The sequence below is a fragment of the Nocardioides sp. LHD-245 genome, assembly GCF_030929495.1.
GTDB lineage: Bacteria > Actinomycetota > Actinomycetes > Propionibacteriales > Nocardioidaceae > Nocardioides.
In genome coordinates, this window is record NZ_JAVFWN010000003.1 from 340,695 (window position 1) to 355,804 (window position 15,110).

Sequence of the window (15,110 nt, forward strand, 5' to 3'; positions counted from 1 at the left end):
CACATCACCAGAGGCGCCGCACCGCGACAAGGGACATAATGTCCCGCATGATCCACGATTCCCTGGACGGTTCGTCCTAATGGGGGCAACTCTCGCCGAGGTGCTGGCCCTCCCGTCGTTCCGGGCTGCCAGCACCGAGGTGCTGCACGGCGACGTCGACCGGGTCCAGGTGCGCTGGGTGCACTCCTCGGAGGTCTTCGAGATGGGCGCCCTGCTCGCCGGGGGCGAGGTGCTGCTCACCACCGGCCTCGGCCTCCACGGGCGCACGGCCGACCACCTGGCGTCGTACGTCGACCAGCTGGCCGACGCGGGCGTCGCGGCGCTCGCGCTGGAGCTGGGCCGGACGTTCTTCGCCGTCCCCGAGCCGATCCTGGCCGCCGCGCGCCGCCGCGACCTGGCGCTGCTGGCGTTCCCGGCGATGGTGCCCTTCGAGCGGATGGTCGAGGACTTCCACGAGCTGCTCGTGCGCCGCCGGGTGGCCGCCGGCGGCGACGCCGGGGACGCGGGCTGGCGCGCGCTCACCCAGGTGGTGATCGAGGGCCGCGGGCTGCGGGCGCTGCTCGACGAGGTGTCCCGGCTCGCCGGCTGTGCCGTCGAGCTGCGGGACCCGGAGGGGCAGACCGTCGAGCGGAGCCGGATCGCGTCGGTCTCCGACGACGACGAGATCGCCACGGCGGTCCGCGGACCGGCCGGGCCGGTCGGCACGCTGCGGCTCCTGGGGGCGGAGAGTCCCGAGCGGCTGCGGGTGGCCGAGGTCGCCGCGCACGCGGTGGCGCTCGAGGTCGGCAGGGGGAGCGGGGCCGGCCACCGGCCCGGTCCCGCGCAGTCACTGGTCTCCGACCTAGTCGCCGGTGTGGTGGTCTCCGGGGCCGACGTGCTGCACCGGCTCACCGCGCTCGGCTGGCCGCCCCAGGAGGGACGCCACCTGGTGGTCGCGGCGGTCGAGGTCGACGCCGCCGTCCCGCTGACCGACGCTGCGGCCGCCGTGGAGGCCGCCTTCCACGACGACGAGCGTGCTGACCCGGCGGTGCTGGTCGGCGTGAGCGGTGGGCACGTCGTCGTGGTGCACCGCGGCGGCCGGCGCCCGGTGCCGGCCCAGGTCCGCGAGGAGCTGACCGGCGCCCGGGAGCACCTCCTCGCCCGGCTGCCCGGGCGGGTCCTGGTCGCCGCCGCCACGCCGGTCGCCGATCCCGGCGATCTCGCCCCGGCCGTCGGCCGTGCCCGGCAGGTGCTGCGCACGGCTCGGCGCTACGGCCGGCGCGACGGGGTCGTCATGGAGCGTGACGTCGCGGCGCACCGGCTGGTCACCTCGTCGGTGGACCCCGCGGCGATGAGCGGGTTCGTCCGGGAGCAGATCGGTCCGCTCATCGACCACGACCGCGAGCACCGCAGCGAGCTGCTGCGGACCTTGGACGCCTATCTGGCCTGCTCGCTGTCCAAGGCCCGCGCCGCGGACCTGCTCGGCATCCGCCGGCAGTCGCTCTACGACCGGTTGACTCGGATCGAGCGACTGCTCGGCGTCTCCCTCGACGAGCCGGACCACCGCACCGGGCTCGGCATCGCGCTGCTCGGCTGGCGGATGCGGACCGGCCTCGACCCGCAGGTCGGCTTCGGCGGCTGAACCTTGCTCGTCGAGTAGCCCGGGCCCTGACCCGTTGAGTCGGCGGATCTGACCCGTCGAGCCGTCACTTCTGGCCCCGGTTGTCAGCGGCGATGGACGAAAGTGACGGTTCACCGGGTCAGATGTGACGACTCAACCCCCACCCGGCTCCCTACGAGGCGCCGCCGGCCAGGAGCGAGGCCCAGTTCTTCTTGGTCCACTTGTCCTTGACCTTCTGGCCGGCACGGGCCTGCCAGCCGTGGATGCCGGCCTTCAGCTTCTTGTTGTACTTCTTCGACATCTTGCCCGGGTAGAGACTCTGCTCCTGGAGCAGGCACTTGAGCGCGCGGACCTGCTTGGGCTTGGCCTTGGTCGGGGTGATCTTCTTGTAGTTCGCCAGGTTGACCTTGACGCCGCCGCAGCGCGGCGGCGTGCCGTTGCCCAGCTCGAGGTAGTTGCTGTCGATGTTGATGGTCACGCCGCCCCAGGTCTCGTTGTGGCCGCCCCGGTACTGCTTCATCCGGTTGCCGGGCCGCCAGCCGTCCTCGGCGATATAGCTGGTGGAGGTGTTCGCGACGCCGTCCCAGCGGGCGATCCAGATCCGGTCGGGGAGCACCACGTCGGCCCGGCCCTGCCGGCGCGCGTCGTCGAGGATCCGGATGCCGGAGCCGGCGCTGGAGTAGACGCCCGACACATAGCCGAGCGCGCGGATGCGGGCGGTCCAGCCGCTCAGGAAGGCGAGGGAGGACTCCCGGCAGGTCGCGTCCTTGTAGTTGCCCCAGCCCTCGAGGTCGTACCAGAGCGTGCTGCCCGGGACGATCCCCAGAGCCTGGGCCGCGGCCACGGCGCTGTCCGCCTCGGCCGTGCCCTGGCCGCGGGCGGCCGCGTAGCCGCCGGCGCTCGCGTTGTTGATGGTCGGGTCGATGGCCGCGCCGTAGCGGGGGAAGCGGCCCACGCAGGTCGACTGCGGGCCGAGCGTGATCGGGAGGAGCCGCCAGCCCTTGGCGAGCTGGGTGGCCACCCAGGTGGGGGTGAGGTTCTTCTGCGTCCGGCAGAACCGCGAGGCGCCGGAGATGTACACCCCGACCGCCCGGAAGGGCGAGTGCGCCAGCCAGGCGTCCATGTTCTTCTGCGACTGGGTCTCGCACTGGTCGAACCCGTAGCCGGTGAAGTCGCCGGGCGTCACCGGGTTCGTCGAGCTCGCGGCCAGGTCGACCGGGGTGTCGACCGGCGCGTCCGGGTCGGCCGCCCGGGGTGCGCCGCCCAACGGCGTCAGCAGCGCCAGGGTCAGCAGGACGGCGAGCGCGCCGGCCGCGGCGCCCGCGATCGGGACACGGAACCGATGGCCGGACCGGGGACGGGCGGACGGGGGAAGGGGCCGGGAAGGCATCGCAGACTCCAGGGGAAGGGGAAGCTCGGGGACGGGGAGCCGAGTCACGATAACCACAACTTTCACACCGGTAACAGGCCTCTCGGTGAACTACAGAGTTGTAATTCGCATACGGTAGCCGGGTGGCGCTGCATCCGGGTGACTCCTTCGGTCGGTACGACGTCACCGGACAGCTCGGCCGCGGCGGCATGGGCGTGGTCCTGGCGGCGGTCCACCGCGACCTCGACCGCCCGGTGGCGCTCAAGGTGCTGGCCCCGCACCTCGTGGACGACGCGGCCTACCGGGCCCGGTTCCTGCGCGAGGCCAAGGCGCTCGCCCGGCTGGACTCGCCGTACGTCGTGCGTGTCTTCGACGCCGGCGAGGAGGACGGCGCGCTCTTCATCGCCACCGAGCTGGTCCCCGGCGGCGATCTGAACCGGCTGCTGCGCGACGACGGTCCCCTGTTCCTGCCCGACGCCGTGGCGTTGGTCCGGGACCTGGCCGTCGGTCTCGGCACGGCCCACGAGGTCGGCATCCTGCACCGCGACATCAAGCCCTCCAACGTGCTGGTCGGGGAGCTGGCGGACGGCCGGATCCGCCCGGTGCTGTGCGACTTCGGCATCGCGGCCGTCGCCGACCTCGAGCAGCTGGCCACCACCGGCGCGGTCGGGACGCCCGGCTACATGGCGCCCGAGCGGCACCAGGGGGTCGACGCGACGGTCGCCTCGGACATCTACGCCCTCGGCTGCGTGCTCTGGGCGGCGCTCACGGCGCGGGCGCCGTACGAAGGCGCGACCGGGCAGGTCCTGCTCGGTCACCTCCAGGGACCGGTCCCGCAGCTGCCCGCGTCGAGCGCGGACGCCGTGGCGGTCAACGAGGTCCTCGCCACCGCGATGGCCAAGGACCCCGCCGCCCGGTTCGGTACGACGGCCGAGCTGGTCGCCGCGCTCGACGCGATCCCGCTCGACGACCCCGAGCCCACGCTGGTCGACATCGGCCCGCCCACCCGGCCGCGGCCGGTCGCGGCCCCGTCGGCCCGGCGGCGCCGGTGGATCCCGCTGCTGATCGGCCTCGTCGTGGCGCTCGCCCTCGGGGCGGGCGCGATCGCCTGGGCCCTCGACCGCTCCGGCCCGGCCCCGTCGGCGCGCGGGGGTGACCCGTCGGCTGGTGTCGTCGCGCCGGCGACCGACGCGCTGCTCGCGGTCTTCCCGCGCGCTGCCGAGTGTGAGGTGGTGTCCGATCCCAAGTCGGCCCGGGTGCAGGCCCGCTGGTGCCTCGACGCCACGTCGTCGGTGTATTACGCCCAGTGGCGCGGCTGGGACGCGATGGACGCCAACTACCGGGACCGGACCGAGCGGGACTACGCGTACCGATCCGACCTGCGGTCGGCCTGGGTGGAGCTCGCCGAGGTCGACCGCGAGCACTGTCGGCGCAAGCTCGCCCTCTGGTACGACGACCGCGCGGCGCCGTACTCGGTCACCGTCTGCGCGGACAGCGAGCAGGCGGTGCGCGACGTGCTCGACGACCTCGACCTGCCGCCGGGCGACGAGGTCGCCTCCCGGGACGCTCCCGCGCCTGATGCGCTCGTCGCCGCCTTCCCGGGAGCCGCCGACTGCACGGAGGTGGTCGAGCCCAGACCCACGCGGGTGCGGGCCCGCTGGTGCCACGACCAGGAGTCCTCGGTCCACTACACGCAGTGGACGACCTGGCAGGCGATGGACGCCAACTACCGCGACCGGGTCGTGCGCGACTACCCCTACCGGTCGGGCCTGCACGCCGCGTGGGTCGAGCTGACCAAGGCCGACGGCAAGCAGTGGAAGAGCAAGCTCGCCGTCTGGTACGACGACCGCGCGGCGCCGTACTCCATCACGATCTACGCGGACGACGAGCAGGCGGTGCGCGACGTGCTCGAGGACCTCGACCTGCCGCCGGGTGACGACGTCGCGGCCGTCCCCCGCGGCTGAGTCGACTAGGGCCGAGCCGATCGGGGTGATCAGGCGAGCGGCCGATACCCTTGGGGCCGTGGCCGACACCGCTTCCGCACCCGCCCGTCCGACGCTCGACACCGTGGCCGTGGCGGCCGGTGACCCCGACCGGGAGCAGCCCTGGTCCGAGCTGGGCCTGAAGGCCGACGAGTACGAGCGGATCCGCGAGATCCTGGGCCGTCGCCCCACCGGGGCCGAGCTGGCGATGTACTCGGTCATGTGGAGCGAGCACTGCTCCTACAAGTCCTCCAAGGTGCACCTCAAGCAGTTCGGCGAGCTCGCCCAGGAGACCCCGATCGGCCCGATGCTGGCCGGCATCGGCGAGAACGCCGGTGTCATCGACATCGGCCAGGGCTACGCGGTCAGCTTCAAGGTCGAGAGCCACAACCACCCGTCGTACGTCGAGCCCTACCAGGGCGCGGCGACCGGCGTCGGCGGCATCGTCCGCGACATCATCGCGATGGGGGCCCGCCCGGTCGCGGTCATGGACCCGCTGCGCTTCGGCCCGCTCGACGCCGACGACACCCACCGGGTGCTGCCCGGGATCGTCGCGGGCGTCGGCGGCTACGGCAACTGCCTGGGCCTGCCCAATATCGGCGGCGAGGCGGTCTTCGACGAGACCTACCTCGGCAACCCTCTCGTCAATGCGCTGTGTGTCGGCGTGCTGCGCCACGAGGACCTCCACCTCGCCAAGGCGTCCGGCACCGGCAACCGCGTCATCCTGTACGGCGCCCGCACCGGCGGTGACGGCATCGGCGGCGTCTCGGTGCTGGCCTCCGAGACGTTCACGGAGTCCGAAGATGGGGGCTCCGGCCCGGCCAAGCGGCCGAGCGTCCAGGTCGGCGACCCGTTCATGGAGAAGCTGCTCATCGAGTGCACCCTCGAGCTGTTCGCGGCCGGCGTCGTCGCCGGCATCCAGGACCTCGGTGGCGCCGGCCTCTCCTGCGCGACCTCCGAGCTGGCCTCGGCCGGCGACGGCGGCATGCGCTGCGAGCTCGACCGGGTCCCGTTGCGCGACTCGACGCTCTCGCCCGAGGAGATCCTGATGAGCGAGAGCCAGGAGCGGATGATGGCGGTCGTGGAGCCCGGCGACGTCGCGGCCTTCCTCGCGATCTGCGCCAAGTGGGACGTCGAGGCCGTCGACATCGGCGAGGTCACCGACACCGACCGGCTCGAGATCACCTGGCACGGGGAGACCGTGGTCGACGTACCCCCGCGCACGGTGGCGCACGACGGGCCCGTCTACGAGCGCCCGTACGCCCGGCCCGACTGGCAGGACGCGCTGCAGGCCGACGGCGCCGAGGCGCTCCCGCGCCCGAGCACCGGCGACGAGCTGCGCGCGACCCTGCTCCGGATGGTCGCCAGTCCCAACCTCTGCGACAAGTCGTGGATCACCGACCAGTACGACCGCTACGTCCAGGGCAACACGGTGCTGGCCCAGCCGGCCGACTCCGGCATGGTCCGGGTCGACGAGGAGACCCACCTCGGCGTCTCGGTCGCCACCGACTGCAACGGTCGCTTCGCCAAGCTCGACCCGTACGCCGGCGCGCAGCTCGCGCTCGCCGAGGCCTACCGCAATGTCGCCACCGGCGGCGCCACGCCGCTCGCGGTCAGCGACTGCCTCAACTTCGGCTCGCCCGAGGACCCCGACGTGATGTGGCAGTTCGCCGAGGCGTGCCGCGGCCTGAAGGACGCCTGCGCCGAGCTCGGCATCCCGGTCACCGGCGGCAACGTCAGCCTCTACAACCAGACCGGCGAGACCGCCATCCTGCCGACGCCCGTCGTCGCGGTGCTCGGCGTCATCGACGACGTGCGCCGTCGTACCCCCTCCTCGTTCCAGGCCGCCGGCGAGCGGATCGTCCAGCTCGGCAGCACCCACGAGGAGCTCTCCGGGTCCGAGTGGGCCCACGTCGTCCACGGCCACCTCGGCGGCCGTCCCCCGGCGGTCAACCTCGCCAACGAGCACAACCTCGCCCTGGCCCTGCGCGACCTGGTCGGCGTCGTCACCAGCGCCCACGACCTGTCCGACGGCGGACTGGCGCAGGCCCTGGCCGAGGCCGCGATGGTCGGTGGCGTCGGCGCCCGGGTCGACCTGCCCGGCGACGCCTTCATCGAGCTCTTCGCCGAGTCCGCGGCCCGCGCAATCGTGACCGTCGCCGCCGACCGGGTGGACGAGCTGATGACGATCGCCGCCCGCCACGGCGTACCCGCCGTCGAGCTCGGCACGACCGGCGGCGACGTCCTCGCCGTCGAGGGCCGGTTCGAGGTCCCGGTGGCCGAGCTGCGGGAGGCGTGGAGCGCCACCCTGCCGAACGCCCTGGGGTGATGGCGCGAGCGCGTCGCTCGCGCTACGGCAGCCTGGTCCGGTCGGTCACGGTCAGCTTGAGCTGCTCCGGCGCGTCGATCGTGCCCCAGGTCGAGGTCCGCCCGAGCTCGTAGCGCTGCTTGATCACGAGGTTGCGCGGGGCGTCCTCGCCGACGTCGAAGAGCACGTGGAAGACCGCGCTGCAGTTCTGGTTGGCGATGTCGGGGCAGGTGCCCCGACCGGCGTCGCGGATCACCTGGACGGCCTTCGAGCCGCCGAGGGTGAAGCCGCCGTCGACGGTCCCGGCGTAGTAGATCGCGCCCGCGCTGAGGTCCGCCGCTGCCTCGTCCCACCGGCCGAACGTCGTCTCGACCGTGGTCGCCAGCCAGGTGCGTCCGTCGGCGGCCCACGCGTCGCCGGCGTACGGCAGCAGGACGGGCGGCGTCAGGGTGCACGTGAACGCGATCTCGCTCACCGTGACGGCGCGACTCGGTCGGACGGATCCGCCGCAGGGTAGGGCCTCTCCGCTCGCCGGCGCCAGGTCGTAGAGCGGCGCGGCGGCACCGGCGTCGACGTCACCGGTCGCCAGGTCGGCGGTCTGCACGACGCCGTCGAAGTCGACCTTCAGCCGGGGGTCCTCGCCCGAACCGCGGACGGCGACGAAGAAGGCCTCCGGGCCCTCCGTCGAGACCTCCGGCGGGGGGATCCGGTAGGACGCGCCGTCGACGACGAGGTCGACCACCGGGGTCGAGGTCGTCTCCAGGTAGCGGGCGTAGGTGCCGAGTGAGGTCGTGTCGTACTGCCAGCTGACCGGCATGAACACCTCGCCGTCGGTGGCGGTCAGCTTCTCGAGCTGGCGGGTGGCGTCGGCCGAGATCTCCCGGACCGGCTTCCCGGCGGTGACCAGGAGGTTGCCGATCGGCAGGGCGATCGTCGTCTCGCTCCCGCTCTCGGCGATCCGCGCGTCCTGCCGGGCCGGGACCACGTCGCCCGCCACCACGCCGGCGGGGTCGCCGCCGCAGGCGGCGAGGGCGGGCGCGAGCAGGAGCAGACCGAGCGCGGTCGCTGAGCGTCGACGAGGGAGCATGGCCCCATTGTGGTGGCTGGCGGCGTCGGGTGGGTGCCGGACTCGGATCTGGGACGTCGGGGGCGTGAGACCGCCGACCGGTCCCCGGCGAGCGGTACGACGCCGGGCCCAGGCCGTAGGGTGCGCACTGCCCGACCGTGTGCAGCCACCGACCTGCTCGGTGCTCCAGCCCTACCCGGAGGACGATGCCTGATGCCCGCCCGGCTCAAGCCCGCCGCTGAGGCGGACGTGGCGGCCGCCCTGGCCCGGCTCGGGGCCGGTGGCGCCGAGCGCGCCGACCTGCGCCTGCTGACCAAGCACTTCCTCGCGCTCCTCGAGACCCGCGCGCCCGGCCGATCCGTCGAGGTGCGGGTGCCGCCGTACGCCGCCGTGCAGGTCGTCGAGGGCGTCCGGCATACCCGCGGCACGCCGCCGGCGGTCGTCGAGACCGACGCCGCGACCTGGATCGCCCTCGCCACCGGGAGGCTCGGGTGGGCGGAGGCCGTGGACGCGGGCCGGGTCCGGGCCAGCGGTGAGCGCACCGACCTGACGCCGTACCTGCCCCTCCCCTAGATTGGCGGGCATGTCCGGACCCGTCTCCACCACCGACCTGCGTACGCGCCTCGCCGAGATCCTCCCGGGTGTCCGATCGGATCTCGAGGCCCTCGTCCGCATCCAGTCCGTCAGCGCCGACCCCGACCGTCTCGACCAGGTCGAGGTGAGCGCGCGGGCGACCGCCGACCTGTTCGCCGCGGAGGGTGTCGACGTGCAGATCGTGCGCGCCTTCGACGGCGCGCCGCCCGCCGTCATCGGTGAGAAGAAGGGCCCCGAGGGCGCGCCCACGGTGCTGCTGTACGCCCACCACGACGTGCAGCCCGAGAACGACCATGCCGAGTGGGACACGCCGCCGTGGGAGCCGACCGAGCGCAACGGCCGCCTCTACGGCCGCGGCGCGGCCGACGACAAGGCCGGCATCATGACCCACGTCGCCGCGCTGCGGATGCTCGGCGACGAGCTGCCCGTCACGGTCCGCCTCTTCATCGAGGGTGAGGAGGAGGTCGCCAGCGCGACCCTCCCGCAGCTGCTGGAGAAGTACGTCGAGGAGCTGCGCTCCGACGTCATCGTGATCGCCGACTCCGGCAACTGGGACATCGGCGTCCCGGCGCTGACCACCAGCCTGCGCGGCCTGGTGCGGGTCAACGTCGAGGTCCGCACCCTCGACCACGCCGTCCACCAGGGCATGTGGGGCGGCCTGGTCCCCGACGCCCTGATCACCCTGTCCCGCCTGATCGCCACGCTCCACGACGACGCCGGCCAGGTCGCCGTCGCCGGCCTGCACTCCGGCCCGGCCGCCGACATCGACTACCCCGAGGAGCGGCTGCGCGCCGAGTCCGGCGTCGCCGAGGGCGTCCGGTGGGTCGGCTCCGGCCCGGCCGTGGAGCGGCTGTGGACCCAGCCCGCGCTGTCGGTGATCGGCCTCGACGCGCCCAAGGTCGACGGCTCGTCCAACACCCTGATCCCGTCGGCGCGGGCCCGCCTCGCGCTGCGCACCGCGCCCGGTGAGACCTCCGCGAACGCCCTGGCCTGCCTGCGCGCCCACCTCGAGCAGCACGTCCCTTGGGGCGCCCAGCTCTCGATCGAGGTCGTCGACACCGGCGAGCCGATCGCGCTCGACGTCGACGGGCCGGCGTACGACGCCGCGAGGTCCGCCTTCACCGAGGCCTGGGACGGCACCGCGCCGGTCGACATGGGCGTCGGCGGCTCGATCCCGTTCATCGCGGAGTTCCTCGAGTCCTTCCCCCAGGCCTCCGTGCTGGTGACCGGCGTCGAGGACCCCGACACCCGCGCCCACGGCCCCAACGAGGGCCTGCACCTCGCCGAGTTCGAGAAGGTCCTGCTCGCCGAGGCGCTGCTGCTGCGCAACCTCGGCGCCTGACCCCTCGTTGAGTTGCCCCTGACTCACCGTCGAGTTTCCCCATCCTCGCGCTCGAGTTGCCACTTCGGTGGACCCGACCGCGCGCGGTGCGGCAACTCGACGGTGAGGATCGGGCAACTCAACATCGCAAAAGTCGAGTGATTCGCTAGACTCACTTGAATGACGGCGACGAGCATCCCGACGACGACCCCGACGTCCCCTCGCACGCGGACCCGGGTGGCGGTGATCGGGGGAGGGGCGAGTGGCGTCCTCACCGCCATCAATCTCCTCGTCCGCGCCGACGACCCGGGGCTCGAGGTCGTCATCCACGAGGCCAGCGGGATCGTCGGGCGGGGCGTGGCCTACGGCACCAACGACCAGCGGCACCTGCTCAACGTCCGGGCGCGCCACATGAGCGCGTTCCCCGACGCCCCGTCGGACCTGCTCGACTGGGCGCTGCGGACCGGCCGCAGCAGTGATCCGCAGGGTTTCCTGCCGCGCGCCGACTACGCGATCTACCTCCAGGACCGGCTCGCCGACGTCGCCGACGACCGGCTCCGGATCCGCGCCGGCCGGGTGCTCGACGTCGTCCCCGCCGGCGCGGGATTCGAGATCGTCACCGAGCGGTCCACCTCGCGCGCCGACGCCGTCGTGCTCTGCCACGGGAACCAGCCGCCCCGTCCGCTCGCCACGGCGGACGGGGCGGCGCTGCCCGACGCGCCCTGGCACGTCGGCAACCCGTGGGAGCTGGCCCGGCTGCGCACGCTGCCGGCCGCCGCGCGGGTCGTCGTCGTCGGCACCGGCCTGACCGGCATCGACACCGCCATCACCCTGCTCGAGGACGGCCTCGCACGGCACGTCACGCTGCTCAGCCGCAACGGCCTGCTGCCCAAGCCCCACGTCGGTCAGGCCCACACCGCGTGGGTCACCAAGGTCCCCGACGAGGCCGTGACCGCCGACGCGATCGCGGCCGCGATCTCCGAGGAGTGCCGGGCCGCCGCCGAGCGCGGCGTCGGCTGGCGCGCCGTCGTCGACGGGCTCCGCCCGCTCACCCAGGAGCTGTGGCGCCGGCTCGCGGTCGCGGAGCGCCGCCGCTTCCTCGACGTCCACGCGCGCGACTGGGAGGTCCGCCGGCACCGGATGGCGCCCGAGGTCGCGCTGCGCCTCCAGTCCTACCGGTACGACGACCGGCTGGCCGTCCACGCCGGGAGCCTGCACGCCGTGGCGGATCTCGGCGAGCGCCGCCGGGTCACGATCGCGTCCGGCCAGCAGCCGATCGAGGCGGACGCGGTCGTCAACTGCACCGGCCCGCTCGCCGACGTACGGCAGAGCGCCGACCCGCTCCTGCGAGCCCTGGTCGCCCGCGGCACGGTCGCCCCCGACCCCCTCGCGCTCGGCATCGACGCCACCGTCGAGGGTGCCGTCCGCGGGAGCGACGGCCGGGTGGTCGAGGGGCTGTTCGTCGTCGGCCCGCCGCGCAAGGGCACGCTGTGGGAGTCGACGGCCATCCCCGAGATCCGGGGGCAGGCCGCCCAGGTCGCGGGGGCCGTGGTCGAGCGGGTGTCTCGTCGGGTCGTCGCGAACTGAAGGATCGGCAGCTCGGCCGGTAGGCTTGCGCAACGTGTGCGGAGTCTTCGGTGTCTGGGCCCCGGGTGAGGACGTCGCGAAGCTGACGTACTTCGGTCTCTACTCGCTGCAGCACCGCGGGCAGGAGTCCGCGGGCATCTCGGTCAGCAACGGTCGGCAGATCCTCGTCTACAAGGACATGGGCCTGGTGTCCCAGGTCTTCGACGAGAACACCCTCGAGTCGTTCGCAGGCCACCTCGCGGTCGGCCACTGTCGCTACTCGACCACGGGCGCGAGCACGTGGCAGAACGCGCAGCCCACCTTCCGGCCGACCGAGGACGGCTCGATCGCGCTGGGTCACAACGGCAACCTGATCAACACCGCGCAGCTCGCGGAGATGGTCCAGGACCTGCCGAGCTATGACGGCGAGCTCGACATCCACGCCCGCAACCTCGAGTCGTCCACCAACGACACCAGCCTGGTGACCGCGCTCCTCGCGCACCACCCGGACCAGTCGCTGGAGGCCCGCGCGCTGGAGCTGCTGCCCCAGGTCCAGGGCGCCTTCTCGTTCGTGTTCATGAACGAGAACACGCTGTACGCCGCCCGCGACCCCGAGGGCATCCGGCCGCTCGTGCTCGGCCGCCTCGAGCGCGGCTGGGTCGTCGCGAGCGAGGACGCCGCCCTGGCGACGACCGGCGCGAGCGTCGTGCGCGAGGTCGAGCCCGGTGAGCTCATCGTCATCGACGAGGACGGCCTGCGCTCCCACAAGTTCGCCGAGCCGCGGCGCAAGGGCTGCGTGTTCGAGTACGTCTACCTCGCCCGCCCCGACGCCACGATCGCCCACCGCAGCGTCCACGAGGCGCGGGTCGAGATGGGCCGCCAGCTGGCCCGCGAGTTCCCCGTCGACGCCGACCTGGTCATCCCGGTCCCCGAGTCCGGTACGCCGGCCGCCTCCGGCTACGCGCTCGAGAGCGGCATCCCGTTCGGCCAGGGCTTCGTCAAGAACGCCTACGTCGGCCGCACCTTCATCCAGCCGTCGCAGACCCTGCGGCAGCTCGGCATCCGGCTCAAGCTCAATGCGCTGGAGCACATGATCCGCGGCAAGCGGATCGTCGTCGTCGACGACTCGATCGTGCGCGGCAACACCCAGCGGGCCCAGGTCCGGATGCTGCGCGAGGCCGGTGCGCTCGAGGTCCACGTCCGGATCTCCTCGCCGCCGGTCAAGTGGCCGTGCTTCTACGGCATCGACTTCGCCACCCGCGCCGAGCTCATCGCCAACGGGCTCGACGTCGACGAGATCGCGGCGAGCGTGGGTGCCGACAGCCTCGGCTACATCTCGCTGGAGGGTATGGTCCAGGCGACCGGCCAGCCGCAGAGCACGCTGTGCACCGCCTGCTTCACCGGCGAGTACCCGATCGAGCTCCCCGACGAGAGCCTGCTCGGCAAGCACCTCCTCGAGGCGACGCTCCGGCCGAGCGCACACGGCGAGGCGCTCCCAGTTTTCAACAACCCATGATGGGCCGAGCGTGTCGCCCGATCGCGGGTGCCGCACGGTCCTCGCTCCGCTCGGATCGCGGGCACCCGCGATGCGCTGCGCGCGGGGCGCCACGCTGCCGGCCGCGCAGTCGAGGCAGGCGTGGCGCCAGGCTCGCTGGCGGCCACACCCACCCGAAGAGGAGTCGCAGTGACCAGTCCGACCGCTGACAACGCCTATGCCCGCGCGGGCGTCGACATCGAGGCCGCGGACCGCGCCGTCGACCTGATGAAGGAGTGGGTCGAGAAGGCCCGCCGTCCCGAGATGCTCGGCGGCCTCGGCGGCTTCGCCGGCCTCTTCGACGCGAGCGCGCTGACGTCGTACAAGCGTCCGCTGCTGGCGACCTCCACCGACGGCGTCGGCACCAAGGTCGCCGTCGCGCAGCTGGTCGACAAGCACGACACCATCGGCTTCGACCTGGTCGGCATGGTCGTCGACGACCTCGTCGTCTGCGGTGCCGAGCCGCTGTTCATGACCGACTACATCGCGACCGGCAAGGTCGTGCCCGAGCGGATCGCCGCGATCGTCAAGGGCATCGCCGAGGCGTGCGTCGTGGCCGGCTGCGCGCTGGTCGGCGGCGAGACCGCCGAGCACCCCGGCCTGCTCGCGCCCGACGAGTACGACGTCGCGGGCGCCACCACCGGTGTCGTCGAGGCGGACGACCTGCTCGGCGCCTCGCGGGTGCGTGCGGGCGACGTGGTGATCGCGATGGCCGCCAGCGGGCTGCACTCCAACGGCTACTCCCTGGCCCGCCACGTGTTCTTCACGCAGGCCGGCTGGACGGTGGACCGGCACGTCGACGACTTCGGCCGCACGCTGGGAGAGGAGCTTCTGGAGCCGACCCGCCTCTACACGAAGCCCTGCCTCGCGATCGCCCGCGAGACCGAGACCCACGCGATGGCCCACGTCACCGGCGGCGGCCTGGCCAACAACCTCGCGCGGGTCATGCCGCCCGAGCTCAAGGCCACCCTCGATCGCGGAACCTGGACGCCCGCGCCCGTCTTCGACGTCGTGCGCCGGGTCGGCCAGGTCGACCAGCCGGACCTCGAGGCCACCCTCAACTGCGGGGTCGGCATGGTCGCCCTGGTCGCCCCCGACGCCGTCGACGCCGCCGTGGCCCGTCTCGCCGACTCCGGCATCGAGAGCTGGGTGGCCGGCGAGGTCGACGTCGACCCGGAGCAGAAGGGCACCGTCGAGCTGGTCGGCCAGCACCCCGGTTGGTGACCTGCGCCTCACTTGCGCCGCCCGCGCGGAGCGGGGGCGCGCGGGAAGGTGCTCCCGGCGTGCGGGAACAGCCACCGGCCATGTACCGTTGGACCCACGAGACTACGTATTCAGCAGTCCGGGGCCCGGAGGGCTACCGGCCAAGTGTGCGAGGGGGCTGGACCCTATGGGCCGCGGCCGTGCGAAAGCCAAGCAGACCAAGGTCGCTCGCGACCTGAAGTACCGCACTCACGAGACTGATCTCTCGGCTCTGGCCGCTGAGCTCCATGGAGAGCCTGCGTCCAGCTCCGACGAGGTCGAGCCCGAAGTGCTCGACAAGTGGTCGGACTACGCCGACCGTCGCGACTGAGCTGGATGGGCCGAGCGTGTCGCTCGTTCCTCGCGACACGCTGCCGGCCACGCAGTCGAGTTCCGTAGGTCCTGGGTTCGCTCGGCGGCAAGACGTCGGCGCGGCGGAAAGCGACGCTCTCGTCGGCTCCGGTCGCTCGTTCCTCGCTCCCTGCGCCTCCTCGTGCGGCGTTCCCGCCGCAGCCTGAGGGCAGGTGG

Annotated in this window: 11 protein-coding genes; 9 read left to right on the forward strand and 2 right to left on the reverse strand. The window is 73.1% G+C overall.

What is annotated here, in order from left to right; all coding sequences use genetic code 11:
* Nucleotides 1-79: 79 nt before the first annotated feature.
* Nucleotides 80-1,621 carry a PucR family transcriptional regulator gene (locus RB608_RS06625; RefSeq protein ID WP_308087024.1) on the forward strand — a complete coding sequence of 514 codons (1,542 nt, stop codon included), beginning with the start codon at nucleotides 80-82 and terminating at the stop codon, nucleotides 1,619-1,621.
* A gap of 151 nt (nucleotides 1,622-1,772) precedes the next feature.
* Here the strand turns inward: RB608_RS06625 and RB608_RS06630 are convergent, their stop codons facing one another.
* Nucleotides 1,773-2,990: a glycoside hydrolase domain-containing protein gene (locus tag RB608_RS06630; protein ID WP_308087025.1), complete on the reverse strand. Its 1,218-nt coding sequence runs from the start codon at nucleotides 2,988-2,990 to the stop codon at nucleotides 1,773-1,775.
* A gap of 122 nt (nucleotides 2,991-3,112) precedes the next feature.
* Here RB608_RS06630 and RB608_RS06635 point away from each other — a divergent pair, with 122 nt between their 5' ends.
* Both RB608_RS06635 and purL read left to right on the forward strand, forming a co-directional pair.
* Complete coding sequence (locus RB608_RS06635; RefSeq protein WP_308087026.1) at nucleotides 3,113-4,933, forward strand: serine/threonine-protein kinase; 1,821 nt, start codon at nucleotides 3,113-3,115, stop codon at nucleotides 4,931-4,933.
* A 58-nt stretch (nucleotides 4,934-4,991) separates the two neighbouring features.
* Complete coding sequence (gene purL / locus RB608_RS06640; RefSeq protein ID WP_308087027.1) at nucleotides 4,992-7,280, forward strand: phosphoribosylformylglycinamidine synthase subunit PurL; 2,289 nt, start codon at nucleotides 4,992-4,994, stop codon at nucleotides 7,278-7,280.
* Between the two features lie 22 nt (nucleotides 7,281-7,302).
* Here the strand turns inward: purL and RB608_RS06645 are convergent, their stop codons facing one another.
* Nucleotides 7,303-8,346, reverse strand: a complete 1,044-nt coding sequence (locus RB608_RS06645; protein ID WP_308087028.1) for a hypothetical protein — start codon at nucleotides 8,344-8,346, stop codon at nucleotides 7,303-7,305.
* Between the two features lie 192 nt (nucleotides 8,347-8,538).
* On the opposite strand from RB608_RS06645, the gene RB608_RS06650 reads away from it, so the two are divergent.
* The 6 genes from RB608_RS06650 to RB608_RS06675 all read left to right on the forward strand — a co-directional run bounded on the left by RB608_RS06650 (nucleotide 8,539) and on the right by RB608_RS06675 (nucleotide 14,913).
* Nucleotides 8,539-8,898: a sterol carrier family protein gene (locus RB608_RS06650; RefSeq protein WP_308087029.1), complete on the forward strand. Its 360-nt coding sequence runs from the start codon at nucleotides 8,539-8,541 to the stop codon at nucleotides 8,896-8,898.
* A gap of 10 nt (nucleotides 8,899-8,908) precedes the next feature.
* Nucleotides 8,909-10,261: a dipeptidase gene (locus tag RB608_RS06655; protein ID WP_308087030.1), complete on the forward strand. Its 1,353-nt coding sequence runs from the start codon at nucleotides 8,909-8,911 to the stop codon at nucleotides 10,259-10,261.
* A gap of 159 nt (nucleotides 10,262-10,420) precedes the next feature.
* Nucleotides 10,421-11,827 carry an FAD/NAD(P)-binding protein gene (locus tag RB608_RS06660; RefSeq protein ID WP_308087031.1) on the forward strand — a complete coding sequence of 469 codons (1,407 nt, stop codon included), beginning with the start codon at nucleotides 10,421-10,423 and terminating at the stop codon, nucleotides 11,825-11,827.
* A gap of 25 nt (nucleotides 11,828-11,852) precedes the next feature.
* On the forward strand, nucleotides 11,853-13,322 hold the full coding sequence (gene purF, locus RB608_RS06665; RefSeq protein WP_308087032.1) for an amidophosphoribosyltransferase: 1,470 nt from the start codon (nucleotides 11,853-11,855) through the stop codon (nucleotides 13,320-13,322).
* A 168-nt stretch (nucleotides 13,323-13,490) separates the two neighbouring features.
* Nucleotides 13,491-14,564 carry a phosphoribosylformylglycinamidine cyclo-ligase gene (gene purM / locus RB608_RS06670; protein WP_308087033.1) on the forward strand — a complete coding sequence of 358 codons (1,074 nt, stop codon included), beginning with the start codon at nucleotides 13,491-13,493 and terminating at the stop codon, nucleotides 14,562-14,564.
* A 166-nt stretch (nucleotides 14,565-14,730) separates the two neighbouring features.
* On the forward strand, nucleotides 14,731-14,913 hold the full coding sequence (locus tag RB608_RS06675; RefSeq protein ID WP_308087034.1) for a DUF3073 domain-containing protein: 183 nt from the start codon (nucleotides 14,731-14,733) through the stop codon (nucleotides 14,911-14,913).
* Nucleotides 14,914-15,110 lie beyond the last annotated feature (197 nt).

Excerpts from the sequence above, each read along its gene's own strand:
- RB608_RS06625 (WP_308087024.1), top strand. The coding sequence starts at position 80 with ATGGGGGCAACTCTCGCCGAGGTGCTGGCCCTCCCGTCGTTCCGGGCT.
- RB608_RS06630 (WP_308087025.1), bottom strand. The coding sequence starts at position 2,990 with ATGCCTTCCCGGCCCCTTCCCCCGTCCGCCCGTCCCCGGTCCGGCCAT.
- RB608_RS06645 (WP_308087028.1), bottom strand. The coding sequence starts at position 8,346 with ATGCTCCCTCGTCGACGCTCAGCGACCGCGCTCGGTCTGCTCCTGCTC.
- RB608_RS06650 (WP_308087029.1), top strand. The coding sequence starts at position 8,539 with ATGCCCGCCCGGCTCAAGCCCGCCGCTGAGGCGGACGTGGCGGCCGCC.
- RB608_RS06655 (WP_308087030.1), top strand. The coding sequence starts at position 8,909 with ATGTCCGGACCCGTCTCCACCACCGACCTGCGTACGCGCCTCGCCGAG.
- RB608_RS06660 (WP_308087031.1), top strand. The coding sequence starts at position 10,421 with ATGACGGCGACGAGCATCCCGACGACGACCCCGACGTCCCCTCGCACG.
- RB608_RS06675 (WP_308087034.1), top strand. The coding sequence starts at position 14,731 with ATGGGCCGCGGCCGTGCGAAAGCCAAGCAGACCAAGGTCGCTCGCGAC.